This window comes from Streptococcus sp. ELY_86, from assembly GCF_058314495.1.
This window is the reverse complement of sequence record NZ_JBZFUK010000004.1, coordinates 70,967-94,709: the sequence shown is the minus strand read 5'-3', so window position 1 is coordinate 94,709 and position 23,743 is coordinate 70,967. Positions and strand designations below refer to the sequence as shown.

General features: G+C 40.7%; 27 protein-coding genes and 1 pseudogene. 18 read left to right on the top strand and 10 right to left on the bottom strand.

What is annotated here, in order from left to right; all coding sequences use genetic code 11:
* Positions 1–244: 244 nt before the first annotated feature.
* From AC4HAN_RS07160 to AC4HAN_RS07145, 4 genes are all read right to left on the bottom strand, one after another.
* A complete protein-coding gene (locus tag AC4HAN_RS07160; protein ID WP_491091895.1) occupies positions 245–661 on the bottom strand; it encodes an arsenate reductase ArsC in 417 nt (138 codons plus the stop codon).
* Entirely contained in the window at positions 658–966 is a 309-nt protein-coding gene (locus AC4HAN_RS07155; protein ID WP_491091894.1) for a thioredoxin family protein, read from the bottom strand. The genes AC4HAN_RS07160 and AC4HAN_RS07155 overlap by 4 nt, the downstream gene beginning before the upstream one ends.
* A gap of 11 nt (positions 967–977) precedes the next feature.
* Positions 978–1,976, bottom strand: coding sequence for a permease (locus AC4HAN_RS07150; protein WP_491091952.1), 999 nt, complete (start codon positions 1,974–1,976; stop codon positions 978–980).
* A gap of 76 nt (positions 1,977–2,052) precedes the next feature.
* Positions 2,053–2,382 (bottom strand): ArsR/SmtB family transcription factor, encoded by a 330-nt coding sequence (locus AC4HAN_RS07145; RefSeq protein WP_491091893.1) that lies wholly within the window; start codon positions 2,380–2,382, stop codon positions 2,053–2,055.
* 190 nt (positions 2,383–2,572) lie between these two features.
* Here AC4HAN_RS07145 and AC4HAN_RS07140 point away from each other — a divergent pair, with 190 nt between their 5' ends.
* Positions 2,573–2,986 carry a MarR family winged helix-turn-helix transcriptional regulator gene (locus tag AC4HAN_RS07140; protein WP_491091892.1) on the top strand — a complete coding sequence of 138 codons (414 nt, stop codon included), beginning with the start codon at positions 2,573–2,575 and terminating at the stop codon, positions 2,984–2,986.
* A gap of 1 nt (position 2,987) precedes the next feature.
* Positions 2,988–3,347 (top strand): rhodanese-like domain-containing protein, encoded by a 360-nt coding sequence (locus tag AC4HAN_RS07135; protein WP_491091891.1) that lies wholly within the window; start codon positions 2,988–2,990, stop codon positions 3,345–3,347.
* Between the two features lie 481 nt (positions 3,348–3,828).
* On the opposite strand, the gene AC4HAN_RS07130 is transcribed toward AC4HAN_RS07135, so the two are convergent.
* Positions 3,829–4,836 (bottom strand): carboxylesterase family protein, encoded by a 1,008-nt coding sequence (locus tag AC4HAN_RS07130; RefSeq protein WP_491091890.1) that lies wholly within the window; start codon positions 4,834–4,836, stop codon positions 3,829–3,831.
* Between the two features lie 89 nt (positions 4,837–4,925).
* On the opposite strand from AC4HAN_RS07130, the gene AC4HAN_RS07125 reads away from it, so the two are divergent.
* Positions 4,926–5,588 (top strand): Crp/Fnr family transcriptional regulator, encoded by a 663-nt coding sequence (locus tag AC4HAN_RS07125; RefSeq protein WP_491091889.1) that lies wholly within the window; start codon positions 4,926–4,928, stop codon positions 5,586–5,588.
* A 136-nt stretch (positions 5,589–5,724) separates the two neighbouring features.
* Here AC4HAN_RS07125 and AC4HAN_RS07120 read toward each other — a convergent pair whose 3' ends face one another.
* Positions 5,725–6,483: an SDR family NAD(P)-dependent oxidoreductase gene (locus AC4HAN_RS07120; RefSeq protein ID WP_491091888.1), complete on the bottom strand. Its 759-nt coding sequence runs from the start codon at positions 6,481–6,483 to the stop codon at positions 5,725–5,727.
* 75 nt (positions 6,484–6,558) lie between these two features.
* Between AC4HAN_RS07120 and AC4HAN_RS07115 the strand changes: the two genes are divergently transcribed.
* Both AC4HAN_RS07115 and AC4HAN_RS07110 read left to right on the top strand, forming a co-directional pair.
* Positions 6,559–6,927, top strand: coding sequence for a MerR family transcriptional regulator (locus AC4HAN_RS07115; RefSeq protein WP_075347369.1), 369 nt, complete (start codon positions 6,559–6,561; stop codon positions 6,925–6,927).
* A 241-nt stretch (positions 6,928–7,168) separates the two neighbouring features.
* Positions 7,169–9,037, top strand: coding sequence for a hypothetical protein (locus AC4HAN_RS07110; RefSeq protein WP_491091887.1), 1,869 nt, complete (start codon positions 7,169–7,171; stop codon positions 9,035–9,037).
* 54 nt (positions 9,038–9,091) lie between these two features.
* Here AC4HAN_RS07110 and AC4HAN_RS07105 read toward each other — a convergent pair whose 3' ends face one another.
* Positions 9,092–9,664 (bottom strand): NADPH-dependent F420 reductase, encoded by a 573-nt coding sequence (locus tag AC4HAN_RS07105; RefSeq protein WP_491091886.1) that lies wholly within the window; start codon positions 9,662–9,664, stop codon positions 9,092–9,094.
* Positions 9,665–9,840: 176 nt separating this feature from the next.
* Between AC4HAN_RS07105 and AC4HAN_RS07100 the strand changes: the two genes are divergently transcribed.
* Positions 9,841–10,161 (top strand): winged helix-turn-helix transcriptional regulator, encoded by a 321-nt coding sequence (locus tag AC4HAN_RS07100; protein WP_075347394.1) that lies wholly within the window; start codon positions 9,841–9,843, stop codon positions 10,159–10,161.
* A 9-nt stretch (positions 10,162–10,170) separates the two neighbouring features.
* Positions 10,171–10,641 carry a pyridoxamine 5'-phosphate oxidase family protein gene (locus AC4HAN_RS07095; protein ID WP_491091885.1) on the top strand — a complete coding sequence of 157 codons (471 nt, stop codon included), beginning with the start codon at positions 10,171–10,173 and terminating at the stop codon, positions 10,639–10,641.
* 43 nt (positions 10,642–10,684) lie between these two features.
* Here AC4HAN_RS07095 and AC4HAN_RS07090 read toward each other — a convergent pair whose 3' ends face one another.
* The gene (locus tag AC4HAN_RS07090; RefSeq protein ID WP_075347365.1) at positions 10,685–11,536 is read right to left on the bottom strand and encodes an AraC family transcriptional regulator; all 852 of its coding nucleotides are present in this window, start codon (positions 11,534–11,536) and stop codon (positions 10,685–10,687) included.
* A gap of 122 nt (positions 11,537–11,658) precedes the next feature.
* On the opposite strand from AC4HAN_RS07090, the gene AC4HAN_RS07085 reads away from it, so the two are divergent.
* From AC4HAN_RS07085 to AC4HAN_RS07055, 7 genes are all read left to right on the top strand, one after another.
* Positions 11,659–13,596 carry a glucose PTS transporter subunit IIA gene (locus tag AC4HAN_RS07085; protein WP_491091884.1) on the top strand — a complete coding sequence of 646 codons (1,938 nt, stop codon included), beginning with the start codon at positions 11,659–11,661 and terminating at the stop codon, positions 13,594–13,596.
* Positions 13,597–13,605: 9 nt separating this feature from the next.
* Complete coding sequence (locus tag AC4HAN_RS07080; RefSeq protein WP_491091883.1) at positions 13,606–14,358, top strand: ChbG/HpnK family deacetylase; 753 nt, start codon at positions 13,606–13,608, stop codon at positions 14,356–14,358.
* Between the two features lie 54 nt (positions 14,359–14,412).
* Positions 14,413–14,559, top strand: coding sequence for a hypothetical protein (locus AC4HAN_RS07075; RefSeq protein WP_491091882.1), 147 nt, complete (start codon positions 14,413–14,415; stop codon positions 14,557–14,559).
* The gene (locus AC4HAN_RS07070) at positions 14,531–14,767 is read left to right on the top strand and encodes a hypothetical protein (RefSeq protein ID WP_491091881.1); all 237 of its coding nucleotides are present in this window, start codon (positions 14,531–14,533) and stop codon (positions 14,765–14,767) included. The genes AC4HAN_RS07075 and AC4HAN_RS07070 overlap by 29 nt, the downstream gene beginning before the upstream one ends.
* A 96-nt stretch (positions 14,768–14,863) precedes the next feature.
* On the top strand, positions 14,864–15,649 hold the full coding sequence (locus AC4HAN_RS07065; protein ID WP_491091880.1) for an acetoin reductase: 786 nt from the start codon (positions 14,864–14,866) through the stop codon (positions 15,647–15,649).
* A gap of 43 nt (positions 15,650–15,692) precedes the next feature.
* Positions 15,693–16,460: a protein-ADP-ribose hydrolase gene (locus AC4HAN_RS07060; RefSeq protein WP_491091951.1), complete on the top strand. Its 768-nt coding sequence runs from the start codon at positions 15,693–15,695 to the stop codon at positions 16,458–16,460.
* A complete protein-coding gene (locus tag AC4HAN_RS07055) occupies positions 16,411–17,295 on the top strand; it encodes an SIR2 family NAD-dependent protein deacylase (protein WP_491091879.1) in 885 nt (294 codons plus the stop codon). The genes AC4HAN_RS07060 and AC4HAN_RS07055 overlap by 50 nt, the downstream gene beginning before the upstream one ends.
* 445 nt (positions 17,296–17,740) lie before the next feature.
* Here AC4HAN_RS07055 and rpmG read toward each other — a convergent pair whose 3' ends face one another.
* A complete protein-coding gene (gene rpmG, locus AC4HAN_RS07050) occupies positions 17,741–17,890 on the bottom strand; it encodes a 50S ribosomal protein L33 (protein WP_002262412.1) in 150 nt (49 codons plus the stop codon).
* Positions 17,891–17,905: 15 nt separating this feature from the next.
* Positions 17,906–18,088: a 50S ribosomal protein L32 gene (rpmF, locus tag AC4HAN_RS07045; protein WP_003079131.1), complete on the bottom strand. Its 183-nt coding sequence runs from the start codon at positions 18,086–18,088 to the stop codon at positions 17,906–17,908.
* 351 nt (positions 18,089–18,439) lie between these two features.
* Here rpmF and hisS point away from each other — a divergent pair, with 351 nt between their 5' ends.
* The 4 genes and pseudogenes from hisS to AC4HAN_RS07025 all read left to right on the top strand — a co-directional run bounded on the left by hisS (position 18,440) and on the right by AC4HAN_RS07025 (position 23,660).
* Positions 18,440–19,717, top strand: coding sequence for a histidine--tRNA ligase (hisS, locus tag AC4HAN_RS07040; protein ID WP_491091878.1), 1,278 nt, complete (start codon positions 18,440–18,442; stop codon positions 19,715–19,717).
* A 344-nt stretch (positions 19,718–20,061) separates the two neighbouring features.
* On the top strand, positions 20,062–21,816 hold the full coding sequence (aspS, locus tag AC4HAN_RS07035; protein ID WP_491091877.1) for an aspartate--tRNA ligase: 1,755 nt from the start codon (positions 20,062–20,064) through the stop codon (positions 21,814–21,816).
* The gene (locus tag AC4HAN_RS07030) at positions 21,816–22,754 is read left to right on the top strand and encodes a YitT family protein (RefSeq protein WP_491091876.1); all 939 of its coding nucleotides are present in this window, start codon (positions 21,816–21,818) and stop codon (positions 22,752–22,754) included. The genes aspS and AC4HAN_RS07030 overlap by 1 nt, the downstream gene beginning before the upstream one ends.
* A 28-nt stretch (positions 22,755–22,782) precedes the next feature.
* Positions 22,783–23,660, top strand: a pseudogene (locus AC4HAN_RS07025) (YitT family protein).
* Positions 23,661–23,743: the final 83 nt, after the last annotated feature.

The following is a 23,743-nucleotide window of genomic DNA, read 5'->3' as shown; positions in this document are numbered from 1 at the left end:
ACTAACGTTCATATAATTGGATATCCTCCAACAGTTCCCCAAACTGTTGGAGCTATCACTTGCGTAGCAAGGGATAAGGACTTCCAATAAACCACTGCGTTAAATATGTGATACTTCATAAATTGAAAGAGTTTGAGACTTTTGTCCCAAACTCTTTTTGACAGTTGAGGCCTGAGCCTAAAATGCTGCTTCACTGCAGCTTCAAGCTGACAGTAAGAAGACGGTTTTTGAAAGTTGAAACGAATCAAGAGTTAAAGGAATGAGTCTTAACAAAGTTGGCCAAAGCTTCAAGCTTATCCTCAATGCTATGAAGTGTTTGCAGAAAGACTTGGTCTGGCTGGCCTGTGGGATCGTCCAAGCCCCAGTCTTCTCTGTGCTTGCAAGGCAGATAAGGACAATTGACATTGCAGCCCATAGTAATCACGATATCAACCGCCGGTATTTCTCCCAGCAATTTAGAATACTGTGCGGCCTCCATGTCAATGCCATAGTGCTCTTTCATGATTCGTACGGCATCTTGATTCATATGCGGTTTGGTCTGTGTCCCGGCCGAATAGGCCTCGAAAACATCAGCGTAACGAGACTTAGCCAGAGCTTCAGCCATCTGGCTTCTGCAGGAATTGTGCACGCAGACAAAGGCAACCTTGGGCTTTGAAATCATGATAATTTCTCCTGAATAATGGCCTTCACGTCCTTGGCAGACAAGACCTTACCAGCAGAAACGACTTCTTCGTTTAGAACAAGAGCCGGTGTGGACATAACACCGTAATTAGCAATTTGGCTGAAATCTTTGACATGTTCGACAACAGCTTTGAGTGCAGTTTCCTCACAAGCTTGCTTGACATTAGCTTCTAAAGTTAGGCATTTCTTACAGCCGGACCCCAGTACCTTAAAAACAGCAGAATCACTTCCGGCAGGGGCAGTCTTGTTAAGACTTTGACTTTCTTTTTTTCCAAATAGTGACATCCTAATACCTCCTAAAATATAAATGCCTGCAGGATATTAAAAGCATATCCTACTAAGATAATACCGACAGTGCAAATCAGGATAAAAACGGCTAAGAGCAGAGGCTTGACAGCCTTTTTTAACATGATGAGCGATGGCAGACTTAAAATGGTGACAGCCATCATAAAAGATAATACCGTTCCCAGCTGAGCACCTTTACTCAGCAGTGCTTCAGCAATTGGAATAGAGCCGAAAATATCCGCGTACATGGGAATACCAATCAGTGTTGCAAGAATAACGCTTAAAGGATTGTGGCTGCCAAGCACCTGAGTGACCCAATGTTCCGGGATCCAATTGTGGATAAGAGCTCCAATGCCAACACCTGCCAGAATATAAGGAAAGACCTTCTTAAAGGTGTCAGCAACCTGTTCTTTAGCAAAAGACAGCCTGTCAGACCAGGCTAAGCTTTCTGCCGCCTCTAAATGAACAGCCTGAGCATTTTTGACGAAATCCTCAACGTATTTTTCCATGCCCAGTTTTTCAATAACAGAGCCTCCGATAACAGCAACTACTAAGCCAAAAATAACGTAAATGACAGCAATTTGACCCCCAAAAATACTCATCAGCAAAATTAAGCTGCCCAAATCAACCATCGGAGATGAAATTAGAAAGGAAAAGGTCACACCGACCGGCAGACCGGCACTTGAAAACCCCATGAAAAGAGGAATGGAGGAGCAGGAGCAAAAGGGGGTTACCGTTCCCAGCAAAGCAGAGACGATATTTGCTGTTAAACCGTCAAAGCGGCTTAAAATTTTTCGGCTGCGCTCTGGCGGAAAGTAGCTTTGAATATAGGAAATGATAAAAATCAGAACACATAAAAGGATGGTAATCTTGATGACATCATAAATAAAAAACTGCAGACTCCCTCCCAGCCTTGACTCAAGGTCAAGACCGAGTGATGATAGGATTTTGCCGATAAGGCTGTTCAGCCATTTCATGCCGAGGATCTGATTTTGGATAAATGACCACATCATTGGGCCTCCATTCACGTTTTACAGATAATAGATCAAAAAAATTTGATACATTAGGTTTAAATAAAAGTCATGCTTACGATGACTTTCGCTGGCAATGGCAGGTTTTAGCATGACTGCTGTCAGCAGCGGTTAATTGCCCGAGGCGCTCTATGGCATAGCTAGCGCCCAGACTGCTGATGCTGTAATGTTTCCATTTTCCCTCCTGCCTGCTGCTGACAAGACCAGACTGGCACAAAATTTTCATGTGGTAAGAAAGTGCCGACTGGGGAATATCTAAAGCTTCCATCAAGACACAGGCACAGGTTTCCCCACGCTGTAAATAATCCAATACCTGCAGGCGCTTTTCATCTGCAAGTGCCTTGAAAATTTGAGCATCACGTGTATACTGACCGATTGCAATCACCTCATATCAAAAAAACTTGATGTATAACTATCTTAAGAGTACAATTTATCAGTATTTTTGTCAAAGATTTATCTGAGCAAGCAAGAAAAATTTTAAAAGGTAAAGCTGTTAAAATGTTCTTTCTAATAGTTGACAAAACATTGCATAAACTATATAATCAGGATAGCTGATAATCAAAAGAGGTGATGATTTGAAATTAGAACAATCATGGGGCTATACCCTTAGTAAAGTTGCTCAAAAGATGGATAAACAGTTTTCCAAATCTCTTTCGATGTATGGCATCGATTCGAGAGGGTACGGTGTTTTAGTTACGCTGAGTAACAATGATTTTATTACGCAAATAAAAATCGGGGAACTCATGTCAATTGATAGGACCACAGTCGGGCAGCTGATTGATACGCTGGAATCAAATGGATTTGTGAAACGCCAACAAAATCCTAAGGACAGACGGCAAAACCTAATCGTCTTAACAAATGAAGGTAAGAAGTTAGTGACTAAAATGTGGGAAGAAATGCACCAAATAGAGCAAGGTGTCATTGCTAATCTGGCTGATTGGCAAAAAGAAGTGCTTGACAGCATCGCAAATGCAATGGGAGGAAAATAAGATGGATAAAGTTGAATTTTTAGAAATGTACTTAGAACTTTATATTAACCACTTCACCGTTTTAGAAGCTATGAAGAACGGGAATGAAGACTATGTCGTCCTTGATATCCGCAATGCTCCGGCGCAAATGAAAAAAGAACAAATCAAGGGAGCAAAGGCTATACCAGCCAAAGATCTGCACGAACATTTAGCCAATCTTGATAAAAGTAAAACCTATGTGGTCTATGATTGGAATGGCGGCACAATTCTGGGCAAACAGGCCTTACTGACCCTTTATAAGGCTGGTTTCAAAGCCTATGAGCTTGCAGGAGCCTTTGAAGGCTGGAAGGGCATGAACCTGCCAACCGAGCCGGCGTTGTAACATACTAAAATTCTTTGAGAATAAATAATTCAAAAGATTTTTAACATTGATGATTAAGGGTATAAACAAAAAAGTATCGCCTGTATATTTGTCTAAGCTACAGATTGTAACCAAGTATCTGCTATTGCTGCTTTTACATTAATCAGCAGCACCAAGCATCATTATTCTTTTTACGTTTTCCTGGAAGGAACAGAAATCTATGGGAAAGTAGTTGCTGCGCTTGATTTTACCGCCAGAAACTATCGCTATGTGGAAGAAGAAGGCTTATTAGATTGTCTTTTAGCGCATGCCAAAGTATTATTTGAAGACAATCAGTCATTTAAAAAGGGATTTCAGCCTAAGTTTAGGTGAACTCCCTTTTTACTTTATCCTTTTAAGAAAAAATGGTTTAATCATCTGCAAATTGATTGCAGTCATTGGCAAAAAGACCGATTAGCCATCATTAAGCCGTTTGACAAAGATATCCAACTTTTGGAAGAAATTATTTCTCTTGCTGGAAGAGCCATTCCATCATGGCAATGGAGCGGTAGGCGTAGTCAAAGCTGGCCATATGGTAGGCTGAGCTGCCGCCCATGCCCGAACTGTCAACCTCGATACTGCCGGACTTCCAGGAGATGAAGTAAGCCTTATTGCTATTGGCGGTCAGTTTTTTACTAGCTTGGCTCAGCTGATCAGGTGTCCAAGAGCCGTCCCATTGGGTGTAGGTATAAGATTCATCATCTTCATCATACATGTCCATGACTTCCTGCATACCAGTCCAGGCATTTTCATCGTCTTCTGCGGCGAAATAGACAATGTTTTGACCTTCGAGCCCAGAGAGCTTACTGATGTCCCACTGCCCATCAACAATCATGATGCCTGCATAGAGGTCAGTGTATTGGCTAGCAAGGAGCAAGGTAGTCATGGCTCCCATAGACTGACCAGTACCGTAGATACGGTCAGTATCAACAGCGTACTTTTCGCTCGCATAGTCGATAAAGCGCTTGGTCAACTCGACATATTCAGTCGTTGTATAACTGCCGTGATCATCCAAGATGGTCTCAGGGTAGCTTGGCACGAGAACGATAGCTTCATTGACAGACTGCCAATCATCACTGGCCCAAACGTTAGCTCCCAGACCTTGCGTCAGAGACTTGGTCGCATCATCACCGGTTGTGCTGCTGTCGCCGATGAAGACAACGGTCGGATACTCTTTGTTTTCATCGTAATCTTCTGGCAGGTAAACATTGTAAGTGATGGTTTTACCGGTCTCTTCATCAGTGTAGTCAACTTGCTTGAATTTAGACGTTGTATCACTAATGAGAGCATCTTCGTCTTCAGCCAAAGCATTGTTGACTTGACCGATACTAGATTTAGCTGTTGATGAGGTGGTAGTTTTTGCAGTGGAATTTGACTGGTTAGAGCTGTTGGTTGACCTAAAGGTAAAAAATCCAACGGCTAAAAGGATAACTAGAATGAAGGTGATCAGGGGGATTAAAAGTTTTTTCATAATAATAACCTCATTTCCTTGTGGATAGGCTTAGTTTACGGTAAACTATACTAAAAAAATATAGTTTAGACTAAGATTTTAGAGGATTTATGAAAACTTTAAGCAATTATTTTGCACTGGGAACACGGATGACTTTCAAAAAGGGAGATTATATCAGTACATCTGACGAAGGCGGCAGCACTAAAGCTATTTACCTTCTTGCCTCTGGGACTTGTGCTTTGCTGTCGAGTTCTTTTAGCGGCCGGGAAAAAGTCTATGCTTATCATTCAGGACCAAAGGTGATTAATTTTGCGCCGTTGCTGCACCATCAGCTGGTCAAAACCGATGTTTTTTGGTCTTCTTTCAGTATTCAGGCGCGTACGGTCTGTGAGGTTTACCGGGTGAGCCATCAAGTCTTTAAGAATCTCCTTACTGATAATGACTTTTTGAAAATTGTAACCCAGACTCTGACGGAAAATAATATTAACCTCATCCAGCACTTTAAAAGCCTGATGGACGAGCCTGTTGCTTTACGTTACTGTCGCTTTTTGCTGGAGCACAGCAAACTTATCAACGGTCGCTATGAACTGCCCAAGTTCTTCAAATATCAGGAAATCGCTGATTACCTCGCTATTCATCCGGTCACAGTCGCCAAGCTAACTAAGACTCTGGCGGTCCAAAATATTCTGAGCAAATCAGGTCAACAAATCATCATTCGAGACCGCCAAGCTTTGGCCAGACTCTTAGCTAATCAGGTTGATTTTGATTATTAAAACATTAGAGAGTAGGATAAAAATCGGTAAATCATGGTAAAATTACCCTATCTGTCATGGTCGCACTAATATTGTTAGGATATTTTACTGCTTCAAAGTTAAACTTTTATGTATCAGCATTTAAATGGTAGTTATCTTAATACTTAAACAGCGGCGGGCTCAGGTGGAAGCTGAAATCTGTTACATCAACTAAGCCAACCACGTCATCACTCTTGTAGAGTTGAATGAGGAAATCAGCCATCTCTTGAGCAGTATGGTATTGTTTAAACTCTCGGTCGTAATCGTATTGACTGGAGTCAGTCGCTACCCTGCCAAATTCGGTCTTGGTTGCTGCCGGAGCAAGCACCTTTGCCCGCAGTTTACGGTGCTGGCTTTTCATCTCTAGGGCCAGTCCTTCGGTAAAGGCACTGACATAAAATTTTGCAGCACAATAGCTCACGGCGTTATTGACCAGCATATAACCGCCGCGAGATGATATATTAATCAGCTGGCTGCCCTCGATATCCTGATAATCCCTAACATATAAAGTTGATAAGATTGTTAAGGCTTCAATATTTAGATGAATCATAGCAGAAATTTTCGTGAGGTCTTGGTCGGCAACACTATCATAGTTGCCAAAGCCCGCATTATTAATCCAAACAGAGATGTGATAATTCTTTAAGTCTTCGTATAATTGATAGACGTTATCTGAGATACCTAGGTCAACGCTTTTGACAACAATATCCAGGTCGGGATAAGTGTGCAGAATTTCTTGCTTCAGCTCCTCTAATGATTCTTTTCGTCTGGCTGCCAGAATGAGATGGAATCCGAGATGAGCGAAAGCTTTGGCTGACGCTCGTCCGATGCCGGAACTGGCGCCGGTGATGCAAACATATTGCTTTAAAGTGGCTGTCATTTTTAAATTCCTCCTTTTTAAGTTATACTTATTATAATTTCTAGAGTTAACTCTAGGTCAAGGAGAAAAAGAAAAATGAACTATTCAATTGGAGAAATGTCAGCATTAACAAATCTTAGCATCCATACATTAAGATATTATGAAAAGGAAGGTCTGTTGTTTCCAAAGAGAAATGATGGAAATAGACGTTATTACGACGAAAACGATTATAGATGGATTCAGTTTATTCAGCGGTTAAAAAAAGTAGGCATGCCCATCAAAGACATCAAAACCTATTCAGACCTTCGTTTACAAGGTGACACCACCTATTATGAAAGACTCGTATTGTTGGAATCCCACTTAAAGTTATTGGACGGCAATATTTCAGAATTACTGGAAAACAGGGAGAAGCTGATTGAAAAGATTGCGTATTATAAAGAAGAGATACAAAAAATAGCAGACTAAAAATCTGACCAGACAGCAAGCAGATAGGACATGTTTTTAGCAGCAAAAAAGCCTAGAAACGCTTATTTGAAGACTGAAAATGCTTATTTTCTATAATAATCACTGTCTGATTTTCAATTGGGAGCAAGTTTAGTTGTTTAGAATAACAGCGCATAGTTTCGGCGATACTCTCAACGAAGGGAATTTACCATTATGGGGAAAGAATATACTTATCCCCTATATTATTATGATAGGAGAAAAAATGGATCAATTTATCTACTATACATTGACAACTGATAAAGATTTATTTCTTCATTTTTGGCATCAAGATACATATGCTAAGTTTTCGTTTCGAGAAGATCGAACACAATTTTTAGATAAACTCTCTTGGCTAACAGCGAATCAATCTCTTTATAAAATTTCTTATCGAGGCAGTCATGTGGAAAAGCCCTTGATAATCGCCGTACGAACTTTAGCTGGCAAGGACTTGTCGGATGATGAGGTTGTAGCAAAATTGTCTGAACTGCAATCCTTGGACGGTGCGCCTAGTAAGCGACTAGGGCAGGTTTTAGGGAAGTATTCTAAACAATATTATGAAAACTACCTTGAACTCTTGACGCAGCCGCTCTTGTTGGATATTGAAACCTTTGATGGCCGTATTTACCATAATCGTTTTGACAGGCTTGAAATTCAAGCTCAATTGACGCCTGCCGAAACACCGCAGGAATACTTGAAACATCTAGAAATGTTATTTCTGACACCGGCCTTTCAAAAAGTTTTTCAGCAAAAAAACTATCTTCTTGAAACATTTGCAGGACATTTTCACATTGCGGTTAATGCAACGACTACGGATGCGCAATTGACAGAGTCCTTTTATACTCGAGGAAAGCTCCGCGATGCCAATTCTGTCTTTATCCCGCCTAAGTACCTTCCCTTTACTTATTTTCTGAAGGGAAATCTGGAGAAATTGTATCATACTTATCAGAAACGGCAGCCCAAAACGGCTATCAGAAAGGCATTTGGAAAAGACGGCGCACTAACACCGCTGGGAGATTTTATCATTTCTTCAGGCGCATCGGCACCAATGGGATTTCAAATTAAAGGGTATAATCCTAAGAAGTCCTGGACGAGTCAAGTCAAACCCTTACGTTTTGAAAAGGCTATTCGACTTGATCTAACCCATATTCAAGCCAGAATAATGAAAGAAGTGGTTGCTGACAGCTATTTTCGGGAAGCTTTAGGTCAGGTTTTGGAGAAATGGCAGAGCTGTCCAGATAAACGCCCTGCCTTAAATCGCTTACTGTACCCTATCCAAGGCAGCATGGACACTCCTTTTACTCATGATTTGCATACACCGAACTATGCTTACAGTATGCGTTTTACGCATAATTTAGTATTAGTTGGTCTTCTGACGACTTTAAGTGAGGAAGGTATGAGGCCCATCAGTCTGAACAATGAAGTGATTTTCCTAGAGGTAACTCATTTTCAAAAAGATCGATTTGAACAGTATCTGCAAGTGCTTGATACCTTTTATGATTATCGCATCATTGAAAATCTCATTATTAAGGATACGAATAATTATACTTATTTTGATCTGCGTGAGGGCGACTATGTTTTCCGAGGGGCTTCTTTTAATCATCATGAGGGTGCGGATGTGACAACAAATATGGATACACCGCCAATCGTTGATTTTATTTTACAGAAGATGGTTAAAGAACAGGGGGATGTTCGAGAGGATTTGGTCGAAACTTATCTCCAATCATTTTTAGAAACAGCTAATTTTAGCACGATAAAAGAATACCTCATGGTACCGCTATTCCCACTAAAAAATCGCTATCAATATCTTTATAAAGGAAATAACTGCTACGAGATACAATCGGCACAGGCTTATTTTGCCTCCCAATCTCATCAGGCCTGGCATTACAAGCAATTCTATTCAAGTAAAGGAAAAGAGGTTGACAATAACATGCAGGATTTTCTGATCAGATATAATCTTCCGATTCATAAGGATTGGAAAGAAGTTGCTGGCAGTCAAAAAAACTTGGAACCTATGGAGGCGTTTGCCTTGGAGAAAGTGGATATTGGGTATTACAGTGAGTTGATTCGTAAGGAAATAGCTTTATGGATATAAAAAGGACCAGCCCTTTCATTGGGCTGGTCCTCAGTATGAGTCTGAATAACGGTATTAGTCAAGAATAGCAAAGCCGCCTGTCCAAGACACTTTTTCAGACACTGCAAAAGTAAGTTGGAGGAAGCCGGTTGCTTCCAATTCACGGGCACGTTTCAAACTGCCAGCATCAATGATACGCAAACCAGAACCTTCGAGTGCAGCGGTGAAAGTTGCTTTAGCATCGGCGTCATCACCGGCAACTAGAACTGTTGTATCAACGGTATCCGCTACTTTTTTAGTTGCCAAATGCGCTGCAAATGTTGTATTAAAAGCTTTCAAGACTTTTGTATTTGGCAATTCTTTAGCAATCTCAGCAGCTGCGGAACCATCAGCAGGGACAACAAGACCATCAAATGTTGAAAAATCAAGTGGATTTGTGATGTCAATAAGAATTTTACCTGCCAAAGCATCGGCATAGTTCTTAGTGATTTCTGCAACCGCAGGATATGGAACAGCCAGAATGACGATGTCGCCGAGGTTAGCATCTGTCTCATGGCCAATCAATGAAACGGTGTTGCCCGCTTCCTCATAACGTGCTTTGAGAGCCTGAGCCATGCTACCTTTACCGAAAATAGAAATAGTAACCATAATAAAAACTCCTTTAAAACTGAAATTTATAACTTGTTTTTTTCAAGTTACACCATTATAATAAACCTAAGAAATCTTATCGGCAAGTATGCACTTTAAAGTTTCCTAGTTACTTTTAGGTACCAAATGTCTTAAATAGCTTATTGACGATAATAATTTTTTTGGAGGATTTTATGATGACTGAAAATCAACCAGTTTGTCCGGTAGAGACAACCTTATCTTTAGTCGGCAATAAATGGATTGTGTTAATTTTGCGCGATCTTTTTAAGAGAACTATGCGTTTTGGTGAATTGAAAAAATCTCTGGCGCCGATTAGTCAAAAAGTTCTGACTCAGCAGTTGAGACAAATGGAAGCCAATGGCTTGGTGAATCGTAAAGTCTATGCAGAAGTGCCTCCTCGGGTAGAATACTCTTTGACTGATCTAGGTTGGACCTTGAAACCTATTATTGACAGCATGTCTGATTGGGGAAATTGGTATAACGAGAGAATTAGCTGAGGTAAGAAAATGTCACATTTATCATTTTTTCAATCGCTTGATTTTGACAATGCTTTAGAAGTAGTGACCCGAATTTTTCAGCGGTTTCCTTTACAATACGGGACAACATTAGGGTTGGATGGGCATCCGCAGATTCGTCCCTTGGAGTTTAAGTTTGAAAAGGATGGTGTTCTTTATTTTGATACGGTCACGTTTTATACCTCTTACAAGGAAATGCTGGTGCACCCTTATGTGCAGTTGTGTATCTGTGACCAAGAGACCATGACCTATCTGCGCTTAGGTGGAAGGGTAAACTTTACCACTGACAAAGAGATTATCAATCGTTGTTTTGAGGCTAGTCCGGTTCTCACATCACAATTTGGCAAGCGTCGTGATTTTGTCGTTGCTTACTATCTGACTGAAGCATGGGCAGAATTTGCTTCTTTTTCACCCAAATTACCAACTAAGCATTATGAGCTGCCAAATAAATATGATTACTAAAAAAAGACTTTGAAGGTTACGGACATCATCCCTCAAAGTCTTTTTAGTGTGTTTGGTATTGTTGTCTGTATTCAGATGGTGTATAACCAACTTTTTTGCGAAAAACAGTGTAAAAATAGGAGAGATTGGAATAGCCGCAGCTCTTTGCAATATCAGCAATTGCTTCGCTGCTGAATAATAATCTTTTCTGTGCTTCACCTAATCTACAGCTCACAATATAGTTATTGACGGTGTAGCCAATGTATTTTTTAAATTGTCTTGATAAATGATAGATGCTAATATGAAAGGCTGTGGAGAGCAGATCTAAAGATAAGTTTTCCTTAAAATGCTGATCAATGTAATTTTTTATTTCTTTTATAATATTTTCATGTTTATTAATGGATTTTATACGAAAGTCTTTGGTTTCATAAAGAATAATCTGAAGAGCAGAACACATAAGTACGTTAGCAAGTTCTTCATTAACGCCATTATTACCCATGACCTCATTTAATATCTTTCTAAAAAGAAGGCTCAAGAGTTCTTGGTGTTTTTCAGAAGTGATGACAGGGGATGTTTCAGAACTTAATAAGTTATTAGCTGGCATTCCTTCAATTTGTAAACCGCTAATATTGATACAAATTTGTTCCACGGGATAAGCGAGATTATTTTTCTCAGCATGAGGAACCCCTTGATTTTTGATGACAAAATCACCAGCTTTTGCTTCGTATACTTTGCCATCAATATAGAGACCGCATTTTCCAGATAAAATATAGGAGATTTCTACACTATCTTTGTGAGTATGCATCTTAAATGACCAATTCAGCTCATTTTTGGCTTGAATGTAATGGATATTGGTTATATAGGGATTTCCTGGGACAGATATTGGAAAATTTTGATGAAAATTATAAGTAAACATAGTACCCTCCTCACGCTAAGTATAGTCTTCTTTTCGATTAAAAGCAAGATTTGAAACAAGGTGTTAGAGCTTTTGTTTTATAAAAGCTTTTAATAAAAGCTTTTGAAAAGGCTAACAAAAAAATGTCAGCAAATAATTGGAATAGAAATCCTGCAAAAATTGCAATATACTATAATCAAGAAATAAAGAGGAGTTTGATTATGGGGAATCAAGATTTTAAAGCAATCGCTCAACAAATACTGAATGGGGTTGGTGGGTCTACTAATATTACAAATGTGACTCATTGTATGACCCGATTACGTTTTAATTTGAAAGACGAAAATTTAGCTAATGACGAAAAGATTAAGGCTATTGATGGTGTTATTGGTGTGAACAAACAGTCAGGACAATACCAAATCATTATCGGACAAACAGTGGATAAGATTTTTGCCGCATTTACAGAGCTTGCTGGTTTTACTGTTACTGAAACGACCAATAGTTCAGAAAAAGCAAAAGAAAAATTAACATTTAAAATGGCTTTTACAAAAGTGTTAGACTATCTTTCGGGAAGTATGACCCCCCTCATACCAGCTATGATTACAGCAGCAATGTTTAAAACTATCCAAGTAGTAGTTGGACCAGACCTGCTCAACATTGTCAGTTCAAAGAGTGACTTGTATCTCTTGTGTGGATTTTTATACAGTGCTTTTTTCTACTTTCTTCCGATTTTTCTGGGCTTTACAGCAGCTAAGAAATTGGGAGTCAATCAGGTCATGGGGCTTTATATTGGGGCTTTGCTAGTAGTTCCGGAGTTAATTCAGTTAGATGGCAAAGCATTTATGATTTACGGTTTTATTCCAACGACTATTCATAATTACTCTCAGACTGTAATCCCAGCAGTATTGAGTGTTTGGATTATGTCCTATGTTGAAAGAGGATTTAAGAAAATTATTCCAGCTGTATTATCAACGATTTTTGTGCCCTTTTTAACGATGTTAGTGATGACACCACTTATCTTAACTCTGCTTGCTCCTATTGGAAATATTTTAGGAACATGGATTGGTGATGGGCTGATTGCTTTTGGAAATGTTGGCGGCTTCCTAGCCGTTGCAGTTGTCGCTGCGCTGTGGGAATTACTTGTCATGACAGGTATGCATATGGTGTTGATTACCTTTGCATTGACAGGATTAATGACAAATGGTGTTGATAATTTTGTCATGGTAGCAGCCGTTCTTGCAACTTGGGCAACCTTTGGTTTAGCTTTCGGTGCAGCTTTGCGTATCAAGGATAAAGAAGAAAAAGCACTGACCTTTGGATATGTTGTTAGTGGTATTGTAGGAGGGGTGACAGAACCAACAATTTACGGAGTCATGCTCAAATACAAACGGACGATTGTGACACTAGCAATCGGTGGTGGCTTAGCAGGTGTGTATGCAGGCCTAACTCAGGTTGGTCTTTATGTTGCCGGTGCATCTAACTTTCTCAGTGTAGTTGGTTACTTTGCGGGCGGAACGAACAATATCATCAATGGATTCATTGCCACGGGCATTGCTTTTTTCGGCACAGCTCTTTTGACCTATTTCTTTGGGTTTGAAAAGGAAGTGACAGTGATCTCTGGGAATGTGGATTCAATAGTTATCAATAGTCCTCTTTCTGGGACAGTCATTCCATTGAATGAGGTAAAAGATGAGGTATTTGCGTCGGGTGCTATGGGGCAAGGTATTGCCATTAAGCCATCGAAAGGACAGGTTATTGCACCAGCAGATGCAGAAGTGACTTTGCTTTTTCCAACAGGGCATGCAATTGGATTGAAAACAGTAACGGGTGCTGAGATTCTCATTCATATTGGTATGGATACAGTTACTCTGAATGGTCAAGGATTTACGACACATGTCATAGTTGGTGATAAAGTTAAAGCTGGTCAAGTTTTGATTAATTTTGACATGAAGGTTATTTCGGAAGCAGGTCTGTCAGCAGTAACTCCAATCATTGTAACAAATGCCAATGATTTTTCGGAAACTTCTCTGACAATTGAAACAGACGTAGCTCAAAACGATTTCTTAATGGAACTAGTGAAGTAAAGGAGCGATATGGTTAAAAAACTTTTATTACGTGCAGATGACCTTGGCTACTCTGAGTCAATTAATTATGGGATTGAAAAGTCTATTAAAGATGGGCTTATTCGCAGTCTTGGGGTCATGGTTAATATGCCTGCAACTCAGCATGGTGTTGATTTGATTAAGGATTATGATATTGCACTTGGTGTTCATACTAACATTTGTGCTGAAAAACCTTTAACAGATCCTAGTCTGATTCAGAGTTTGGTGGATGAGAATGGTTATTTCAAATCATCTAAGGTTTATCGTTCTAGCCAAGAAGATTTTGTGGTTTTTGATGAAGTTGTTTTAGAAATTGAAGCGCAGTATCACAAATTTATTGATTTGTTCGGGTATCAGCCGGATTATTTTGAAGGTCATGCTGTTGCATCAACCAATTTTTTCAAGGGGCTGGAATATGTGGCAGACAAATACAATCTAAAATATTCGGGTTTTCCCGTAGGAAATAGAGATTTGCAAATAGGTGACAGCTTGGTTCAGTTTAATATGGAATCTATGTTACCCAACTATAATCCATTTGATATGATCAAACGGATGGTTGAAAAAAGCGATGATAAAGTGGTTCAATTAGCGATTTTTCATCCAGGTTATCTGGATGATTATATTTTGACACATTCGAGTTTAACAGTGCCACGTACTAAAGAAGTAGCGGTTCTGATTGATCCTGATTTCAAAAACTATCTACACCATAAAGATGTAACTTTGCTTGATTATCGAGATTTATAAGCAATAGCTACAGATTATTATGTGACCCTTGGCAAATAAGAAGGGGAATTTAAAATGATTGACAATAGTATTATGTATTTAGTTGAAACAACAGTTGAGGAAAAGAACTTTCCTGCTTTGAAAGAACTCATTGACAAAAAGGTAGCTCATACAGCTAAAAGAAGAAAGAATCTTGGCTTATTATTGGTCAATCAAGGATAACACGGCCTTTACGATTGAACATTATCGTGATAATGCTGCTGCTAAATTATATCTGGATGGCTTTATGGCAAATTTTACAGAAGAGTATATGAGCCTTGTGATTGCAACAACTTGCACGGTTTATGGCAGCCCTAATGCAGAAGTTAGAGCAATTTTAGACGGTTTCGATTCTGTTTACCGTAAGACACTTGATGGGTTTGTCAAATAACAGCTAGACATGGTTAGTTGAGAAGAGAGTTAATATTACTATACAATCATTTAGTACTAACTATTTATCTTATTCATATCTTTAAAGGAGTATCGTATGACAAAAGTAGCAATGGTAACAGGTGCAGCACAAGGTATTGGTGAAGCGATTGCCAAACGTTTGGCAAAAGATGGCTTTGCTGTCGCTATCGCCGACCTTAATGTAGACAAGGCAGAAATTGTAGCAGAGGCTATCCGTTCAACAGGAGGTCAAGCTTTAGCGGTTCAAGTAGATGTTTCGCAACAAGATAGTTTCTTTTCAGCGGTAGAACAAGTCGCAGAAAGCTTTGGTGGTTTTGATGTTCTGGTTAACAATGCTGGGATTGCCCTAGGAAGCGTGATTGAAGAGATTACTCCTCAACAGTTTGACCAAATGTTTCATATTAATGTCGCAAGCATCGCTTGGGGAACTCAGGCTGCACTGGTGCAATTTAAGAAGAAAGACCGTCAAGGCTGTGAAATTGTTGGTAAAATCATCAATGCCAGCTCACAAGGTGGTGTTGTCGGAAATGCTGGCGCTTTTCTATATAGTGGTTCAAAATTTGCAGTTCGGGGAATGACCCAAGTAGCTGCTAAAGACTTGGCGCCTTATGGTATTACGGTTAATGCTTACGCACCTGGAACGGTCAAAACGCCAATGCTTTTAGGAGCTGTTAAAGATATTGCTGCTGCTAATGGCCAAGATGAAGATTGGGCCTTGCAACAGTTTGCTCAAAACATTACCTTGGGTCGTTTATCAGAACCCGAAGATGTCGCTGCCGGCGTTGCTTTTCTAGCAAGCCCAGATTCGGACTACATGACAGGGCAAACACTTGAAATTGATGGTGGCATGCAATTCCATTGATATTGCCATAAAAGATTGGCAGGGAGTGAAAGAAGGGATTGAGATGAATCAAAAAGAGCGTCGTGTGTACTTAATACGCTATTTGTTACGTGAAGAAGGCTATGCTATCAAGTTGCCTGATTCAGAAACTGAGCAAGAGACTCTGTTGCGAGCTCTTGTCAACGTAAGACCAGCAAAAGCGATTGCTGCAAGATTTTTAAAAATCCAAGATGATTACTTGCAAGAAAAGTTATCAGCAAAGCAAGTAACTCAGTTGACAGATTTAACTCCAATGATGCCACAACTTTATCTGTGGCGTGGAGATATAACCTCTCTGCAAGTAGATGCCATTGTCAACGCTGCCAATACTTACTTACTAGGTTGTTTTCGCCCCAATCATGCCTGTATTGATAACGCCATTCATACCTATGCAGGTGTTCAATTACGACTGGCTTGTCACAGTATCATGCAGAAACAAGGATACCTCGAACAAACAGGGCAGGCAAAATTAACGCCTGCTTTTAACCTCCCCTCAACTTATGTTATTCACACGGTTGGTCCAGTTGTTTCAGGAGAGCTGACAAATCATGAACGTCAGGAATTAGCCAGTTGTTATCGCTCTTGTTTAAGATTGGCAGAGGCATATCACCTATCTAATCTAGCTTTTTGCTGTATTTCAACAGGTGAATTTCATTTTCCAAATGACGAGGCCGCGCGTATTGCGGTGACCACAGTCAAAGCCTTTCTTCAAGAAACTCAGAGTCACATGAAGGTGGTATTTAATGTTTTTAAAGAAAAAGATGAAAAAATCTACCAATCCCTACTCAGCTAGCATCGAAAAAGCAAGGTTAGCGCTTAGGGATGCTGATGCTATCTTGATTGGCATTGGTGCAGGCATGTCAGAGTCAGCTGGATTAACTTATTCAGGTGAGCGGTTTGAACAGTATTTTTCAGATTTTAGGAAAGCATATGCTATTGATGACATGTATTTTGGTGGTTTCTTTGACTTTCCGACTAAGGAAGAATACTGGGCATGGTGGAGCCGGCAAATCTACTACAATCGCTACGATACCCCAGTTGGAAAACCTTATGCTGATCTTTATGAGTTGGTTAAGGATAAGGATTATTTTGTTCTAACGACTAATGTAGACCATCAAGTTCAAAAAGCTGGCTTCTCAAAGGAGAGGTTATTCTATACTCAAGGGGATTATGGCTTATTTCAATGTTCAGTCCCTTGTCATCATCAAACCTATGATAATGAAGTGATTGTCCGTCAAATGATTCGTGAACAAAAAAGATTGAAGATTCCAAGTGATTTGATTCCTTATTGTCCAAAATGTGGAGCAGAGATGACGTTGAATCTGCGTTCAGATGAGCGTTTTGTAGAAGATGAAGGATGGCATCGAGCTAAAGAGCGATACAGCAATTGGCTGACTGAGCATGTAGAAAAAAAGATTGTTTACTTAGAATTAGGTGTGGGGATGAATACTCCGGCGATTATCAAGTATCCTTTTTTGAAATTAACAGCTCATAATCCGAAAGCAACCTTTATAACGATCAATCAAGCACTCTTTGAATATCCTAAAGAAGTTCAAGAGCAAACGCTGCAATTTGTCTCAGATATAGGAGAGATGGTATTGAGCTTGTTAGAAAAAAAGAGGAAGTAGCGGTTTAGTTGCTATGATTCCGGAGATATCAGTATTATTGGCAGTTTATTCTGGTGATGCTGTGTTCCATATATGATAAAAATTTAAAAAGCTCGCTTGCCTTAGAGGCACCGATGAACTTTTGGTTATTAATATTTAGATAAGAAAGTCAAATCAGAAATTATATATTCAGCTCATATCAACTGTAGCTTAAATATGGTATTTGATGAGATTCTTAAGAACTGCTGTAGGATTGTTTACAACTCTTCGAGAGACGCTAATGAATAAAGTGAAAAAGAAGCCTTAGCATTGCTAGAGCTTCTCTTTTTGTATCTCCGAACTTCTAAATTTATTTCACAAAAAATGTAGTCATTCGGCTGATTTTTACTGCAATCTACTGAAAATTCATCTTTCAAAAATCGCATAAAATCAAGGTTCTTCGTCTCAACTGACGTGTATTGAATGTCTACTTAACTTCAGTAAAAATCACGTGTTTACGCAATTTTGGTGAGTATTTTTTCAATTGCAGACGGTCTGGGGTGTTACGTTTGTTTTTTGAAGTAAGGTACAAGCGTTCACCAGATTCTTTGTGTTCAAGTGTAATATTTACGCGCATGGTATCTCCCTTCTATTATTCCGCAGCCTTAGCTTTAGCGATTTTACGTCCTTTGTAGTATCCTTTGAGGGATACACGGTGAGAACGTGAGTAATCTCCGGTTGTTTCGTCAAATTTCACAGTTGGAGCTGTCAAATTGTAGTGTGTGCGGCGTTTGTTTTTCTTCGCTTTTGATGTGCGACGTGCAGGTACTGCCATTTTTTTCTTTCCTCCGTAAGATATAAAGGGCTTTTAGCCCGTATTTATTTTTTGGGTTAATGTGACTTGCGTCAACTTTAATAGTATATCAAAAGATTTTTGTAAAGTAAAGTTACTTGACAGATTTTTTAGAAAAAAGCTCTGCTATCTTTCAAAAATGTCCTAAAAAATGGTAAAATAGATAAGGATTTTATCTGTATAGAAAGGAAGGACAAAAGGCGAAAAGCGTTTGTGCTGGAATTAAACACAGGCTAAGCGCTGGGCAAAAAAAGATAAGGTGTCTGGGAAATCAGAATTTTCTGCCGCCTGCCTGCTTTTGCTGGGTGCTTAACGTCTTTTGTATCATAAAATATGAAGCTTCAGAAGCCTAAGGGAACACAGGATATACTGCCTCAGGAAACGGTTAAATGGCAGTATGTTGAAAACATGGCGCGTGAGACCTTTAAAAAATACCGCTATGGTGAGATCAGGACGCCGATTTTTGAACACTATGAAGTCATCAGCCGTTCGGTCGGCGATACGACAGACATTGTCACCAAGGAAATGTATGATTTTTATGACAAGGGAGACCGTCATATTACGCTGCGTCCGGAAGGGACAGCACCGGTTGTGCGTTCTTATGTGGAGAATAAATTTTTTGCACCGGAAGTGCAAAAGCCGGTCAAGGTTTTCTATATTGGCTCCATGTTTCGCTACGAGCGTCCTCAGGCGGGACGCCTGCGGGAATTTCACCAGATTGGTGTAGAATGTTTTGGATCCAGCAATCCGGCGACTGATGTTGAAACGATTGCCATGGCCTATCAGCTGTTTGCTGAGCTTGGTATTAAAGATGTTGTTCTGCACCTCAACAGTCTGGGAAATACCGAAAGCCGCATGGCTTATCGCCAAGCCTTGATTGATTATCTGACGCCGATGCGGGAGAGCTTATCTAAGGACAGCCAGCGCCGTTTAGATGAAAATCCGCTGCGTGTGCTGGATTCTAAGGAAAAAGAGGATAAAGCGGCGGTGGAAAACGCCCCTTCCATTCTTGACTATCTGGATGAGGAATCACAGGAGCATTTTGCAGCAGTGCGTGAAATGCTTGAAGCACTTGATATTCCCTATGTTATCGATACCAATATGGTACGCGGACTGGATTATTATAACCATACGATTTTTGAATTTATCACGACGGTTGATCAGTCTGAATTGACTATCTGTGCGGGCGGCCGCTATGATGGTCTGGTAGAGTATTTCGGCGGACCGCAAACAGCTGGTTTCGGCTTTGGACTGGGTCTTGAGCGTCTGCTGTTGGTTCTTGAAAAGCAAGGTATTGAATTGCCGCTTGATGACAGCTTAGATGTCTATGTCGCTGTTCTTGGCAGCAGTGTTAACGGCAAGGCCTTGGAACTTGTTCAAGCAATTCGCAGACAGGGCTTTGCTGCGGAGCGTGATTATCTCGGCCGTAAAATTAAGGCTCAGTTCAAATCGGCAGATGCCTTTAAAGCTAAAACCGTGATTACTCTTGGCGAAAGTGAAGTTGAAGCCGGTCAGGTCACCATCAAAAATAATAAGACACGCGAAGAGATGACGGTAAGTTTTGATGCCCTTATCAATGATTTTGCCTCTGTTTTTGCTAAAGTGAACTAAGGCAAAACATTTTATCTCCAAATGGCTTTGCTGCCAAGACCTGACAGCAAGAGGGTACATACTGTCTGTTTAAAGAGCAGCTCAGCTATTCTTAAAAATCGTGAAAAACTCCTCCTATATGGGTGGGGTTTTTGTGTGCTTTTTGCTATAATAGATGGGAATGAATAAATGATATATGTTGAAAGGAAATGAATTCGGGCAGGAAAGCTTGAAAACGGATCAGCTGTTTAACAAAGAAAAATGTCATGCCAGCTGTTTCTGAGTTTTCAGTTGTTTTTTGCTGCGGCCTTCTGCTGCTTGGGATAGTCTTTTACACTATTTCAACGATTCAGGTATCTTAAGTTATGAAGCGTTCTATGTATGCTGGCCGTGTTCGCAGCGAACACATCGGAAGTGAAATTACTTTAAAAGGCTGGGTTGCTCGTCGCCGTGATTTGGGAGGGCTTATTTTTATTGATCTGCGTGACCGTGAAGGCATTATGCAGCTGGTCATCAATCCTGAACAAGCCGCAAAAGAGGTTGTCGAAGCGGCAGAGGCTCTGCGCAGCGAATATGTTATTGAGGCAACCGGTCTTGTTGTTGAGCGTGCTCAGGCCAACGATAAATTGCCGACCGGTCAGGTTGAACTGCAGGTTGAAGCTTTGGAGATTTTAAACCGTTCTAAGACAACACCTTTTGAAATCAAGGATGGTGTGGAAGCTGCTGATGAAACGCGCCTGCGTTACCGTTATCTTGACCTGCGCCGCCCTGAGATGTTAGAAAACTTTAAACTGCGTGCCAAAGTGACGCACTCGATTCGCAATTACCTTGATGGGCTGGAATTTATAGATGTTGAAACCCCGATGCTGGCTAAGTCAACGCCGGAAGGGGCGCGTGATTATCTAGTACCAAGCCGTATCAGCCGCGGTCATTTCTATGCCCTTCCGCAAAGCCCGCAAATTACCAAGCAGCTTTTGATGAATGCCGGCTTTGACCGCTATTACCAGATTGTTAAGTGCTTCCGTGATGAGGATCTGCGGGGAGACCGCCAGCCTGAATTTACACAGGTGGATTTAGAAACTTCATTTCTGACGGATCAGGAGATTCAAGACATCACAGAAGGCATGCTTGCCAAAGTAATGAAAGATACGAAAGGTTTTGATGTGACTCTTCCTTTCCCACGCATGACTTATGATGATGCCATGAATCATTATGGTTCTGATAAGCCGGATACTCGCTTTGACATGCTTTTGCAGGACGTGACAGAGCTTGTCAAGGGAATTGACTTTAAAGTCTTCTCAGAAGCTCCGGCTGTTAAAGCTCTTGTCGCTAAAAATGCTGCCGATAAGTATTCCCGAAAAGCTATTGATAAGTTGACAGACTTTGTCAAGCCATTTGGTGCCAAAGGTTTAGCTTGGATCAAGTACAGCAAGGGAGAAGCTGCGGGTCCTATCGCTAAATTCCTCTTGCCAATTGCTGATAGGTTGACAGAACATTTACAGCTGGAAGAAAATGATTTAGTTCTTTTTGTAGCAGACAGCTTAGATGTGACAAATAATGCCCTGGGAGCACTGCGCAATCACTTAGGCAAAGAGCTGGGTCTCATTGATCCATCTAAGTTTAATTTTCTCTGGGTAGTTGACTGGCCCATGTTTGAATGGTCAGAAGAAGAGGGCCGCTATACCAGTGCTCACCACCCTTTCACTCTGCCTCAGGAGAATACGGCTCAGGAACTAGAAGGAGACCTGAGCAAGGTTCGGGCCGTTGCCTATGATATTGTACTCAACGGTTATGAGCTTGGCGGCGGAAGTCTGCGTATTAATCAAAGAGAATTGCAGGAACGCATGTTCAAAGCTCTTGGTTTTACAAAAGACAATGCCCAAGAACAATTTGGCTTTTTGCTTGAAGCCATGGATTATGGTTTTCCACCGCATGGCGGGCTGGCTCTTGGCCTTGACCGCTTAGTCATGCTGCTGGCTGGTAAGGATAATATTCGTGAAGTTATTGCCTTTCCAAAGAACAACAGAGCCTCTGATCCAATGACTCAGGCTCCCAGCCCTGTCTCTGCTCAACAGCTCGATGAGCTTTCCTTAAATGTATTAGACCCTTCTGAAAAATAATGAATAAAAATAAATTCGTCATCGTTTTTAAGCACCGCCTCAAACGGCTGGCCAAGCGCTATCAGCTCATCCATGTTCTCTCGTCTATTTCGCGGGAGAAGTATGGTGAGCGGATTTCCGGTTCTATTATTTATGCTTTGCTGTCCTCTATTGCGGTTAATTTTTTCTTTCAGCCGGGGAAAGTCTATGCCAGCGGAGCTACCGGTTTGGCACAGATTGTGTCTGCCTTGTCAGCTGAGTATGCCGGTATCACTGTTCCCGTTTCAGTAACCTTTTACGCTGTTAATATACCGCTCTTGATTATGGCTTGGTACACTATTGGACATAAGTTTACTGTTTTCACCTTTATTACAGTCACTCTGAGCTCGCTGTTTATCCAATTCATCCCCCAGATTACATTGACACCTGACCCGATGATGAACGCTATATTTGGCGGTTTGGTTATGGGGGTGGGCATTGGTTTTGCGCTTCGCAACAATGTCTCAAGCGGCGGAACGGATATTATCAGTCTTTTGGTCCGTAAAAAAACAGGCCGCAAGGTTGGAACAGTCTCTTTGGTTGTCAATGTTTTGATCATGGCTGTAGCGGGCATGACTTTTGGCTGGCAGTATGCGCTTTATTCGATGGTTACCATCTTTGTATCCAGCCGAATGACGGATGCTGTCTTTGTTAAACAAAAGAAAATGCAGGCCATGATTGTCACCGGCAGACCCAGCCGCGTCATTCGTATGATTCATAAGCGGCTTAACCGCGGTGTGACCATCATCAATGATGCTGAAGGAACCTATAATCATGAACATAAAGCTGTTCTCATTACCATTATCACGCGTGCGGAATTTAATGATTTTAAGGACATTATGAAAAAAACGGACAAGGACGCCTTTGTTTCTGTTGCCGATAACGTCAACATTATCGGCCGTTTTGTCGAGGACGATTAAATTTTATTTTGTGATTTAAGGAGCTTCGATGAAAATAGATTATACGCTGCATTTGAGGAATTTTATTTTTATTGCGATAGGAGCAGCCATTTATGCCTTTGGTTTTGTCAATTTTAACATGGCCAACCATATTGCTGAAGGCGGCATTACAGGGCTAACACTGGTTTTTCATGCGCTTTTGAGGATTGACCCGACCTATAAGGTTATCTGATGAACTTGCTTTTGTTGCTTCTTGGTGTCCATATGTTTGGGCGCAGAGCAATGCTGTATACGATATACGGCACAAGTGTGATGTACCTGTTTGTCTATGCTTTTCAGAGAATTCCGCTTTATATTGATTTACAGCATGACTATTTAGTTGTTGCGCTGGTAGCCGGCATCTGTTCAGGTATTGGCAGCGGGATTGTCTTTCGTTATGGCGAAACAACCGGCGGCTCTGATATTATTGCCCGCATCATAGAAGATAAGTACGGGATCCAGCTGGGTCAGGCCCTGCTGGGGTTTGATATTTTTGTTATGCTGCTGTCTTTGACCTATGTATCCATCCCTCAGATGATGTACGCGCTTATCGCCAGCTTCATGTTCAGTCAGGTTGTCATTTTAATTCAGAATGGCGGTTATTCTGTTCGCGGGGTCTTGATTATTACAGACAAGCATGAGGAAGCAGCTGAGGCCATTCTCCAAGACCTTAACCGCGGAGTCACTTACCTGAAGGGTCAGGGGGGCTATTCCGGGAAAGAGAAAAACGTCCTTTACGTTGCCTTAAATCCTTCGGATGTCAGGGCTCTCAAAGAAATCATGGAAGAAGTGGATCCGGATGCTTTTATCTCTATTTTAAATGTGGAAGAGGTTGTCAGTCCGGATTTCGTTATCAGCAGGCGTGAGCGCAGAAAGGCTTACAGATAGGCTGTTTTTAAACTTGGAAATTGTCAAAGAAAATTTTCATATTGAATTAATAAAAAGCTGAGATTCTTGTTGATCTCAGCTTT

Coding starts and splice junctions, on each gene's coding strand:
- AC4HAN_RS07150 (WP_491091952.1), bottom strand. CDS start 1,976: ATGTGGTCATTTATCCAAAATCAGATCCTCGGCATGAAATGGCTGAAC.
- AC4HAN_RS07075 (WP_491091882.1), top strand. CDS start 14,413: ATGATTGACAATAGTATTATGTATTTAGTTGAAACAACAGTTGAGGAA.
- aspS (WP_491091877.1), top strand. CDS start 20,062: ATGAAGCGTTCTATGTATGCTGGCCGTGTTCGCAGCGAACACATCGGA.
- hisS (WP_491091878.1), top strand. CDS start 18,440: ATGAAGCTTCAGAAGCCTAAGGGAACACAGGATATACTGCCTCAGGAA.
- AC4HAN_RS07125 (WP_491091889.1), top strand. CDS start 4,926: ATGAAAACTTTAAGCAATTATTTTGCACTGGGAACACGGATGACTTTC.
- AC4HAN_RS07120 (WP_491091888.1), bottom strand. CDS start 6,483: ATGACAGCCACTTTAAAGCAATATGTTTGCATCACCGGCGCCAGTTCC.
- rpmG (WP_002262412.1), bottom strand. CDS start 17,890: ATGCGCGTAAATATTACACTTGAACACAAAGAATCTGGTGAACGCTTG.
- AC4HAN_RS07095 (WP_491091885.1), top strand. CDS start 10,171: ATGTCACATTTATCATTTTTTCAATCGCTTGATTTTGACAATGCTTTA.
- rpmF (WP_003079131.1), bottom strand. CDS start 18,088: ATGGCAGTACCTGCACGTCGCACATCAAAAGCGAAGAAAAACAAACGC.
- AC4HAN_RS07065 (WP_491091880.1), top strand. CDS start 14,864: ATGACAAAAGTAGCAATGGTAACAGGTGCAGCACAAGGTATTGGTGAA.
- AC4HAN_RS07100 (WP_075347394.1), top strand. CDS start 9,841: ATGACTGAAAATCAACCAGTTTGTCCGGTAGAGACAACCTTATCTTTA.
- AC4HAN_RS07055 (WP_491091879.1), top strand. CDS start 16,411: ATGTTTTTAAAGAAAAAGATGAAAAAATCTACCAATCCCTACTCAGCT.
- AC4HAN_RS07060 (WP_491091951.1), top strand. CDS start 15,693: ATGAATCAAAAAGAGCGTCGTGTGTACTTAATACGCTATTTGTTACGT.
- AC4HAN_RS07155 (WP_491091894.1), bottom strand. CDS start 966: ATGTCACTATTTGGAAAAAAAGAAAGTCAAAGTCTTAACAAGACTGCC.
- AC4HAN_RS07030 (WP_491091876.1), top strand. CDS start 21,816: ATGAATAAAAATAAATTCGTCATCGTTTTTAAGCACCGCCTCAAACGG.
- AC4HAN_RS07085 (WP_491091884.1), top strand. CDS start 11,659: ATGTCAGCAAATAATTGGAATAGAAATCCTGCAAAAATTGCAATATAC.
- AC4HAN_RS07080 (WP_491091883.1), top strand. CDS start 13,606: ATGGTTAAAAAACTTTTATTACGTGCAGATGACCTTGGCTACTCTGAG.
- AC4HAN_RS07135 (WP_491091891.1), top strand. CDS start 2,988: ATGGATAAAGTTGAATTTTTAGAAATGTACTTAGAACTTTATATTAAC.
- AC4HAN_RS07115 (WP_075347369.1), top strand. CDS start 6,559: ATGAACTATTCAATTGGAGAAATGTCAGCATTAACAAATCTTAGCATC.
- AC4HAN_RS07090 (WP_075347365.1), bottom strand. CDS start 11,536: ATGTTTACTTATAATTTTCATCAAAATTTTCCAATATCTGTCCCAGGA.
- AC4HAN_RS07130 (WP_491091890.1), bottom strand. CDS start 4,836: ATGAAAAAACTTTTAATCCCCCTGATCACCTTCATTCTAGTTATCCTT.
- AC4HAN_RS07110 (WP_491091887.1), top strand. CDS start 7,169: ATGGATCAATTTATCTACTATACATTGACAACTGATAAAGATTTATTT.
- AC4HAN_RS07105 (WP_491091886.1), bottom strand. CDS start 9,664: ATGGTTACTATTTCTATTTTCGGTAAAGGTAGCATGGCTCAGGCTCTC.
- AC4HAN_RS07160 (WP_491091895.1), bottom strand. CDS start 661: ATGATTTCAAAGCCCAAGGTTGCCTTTGTCTGCGTGCACAATTCCTGC.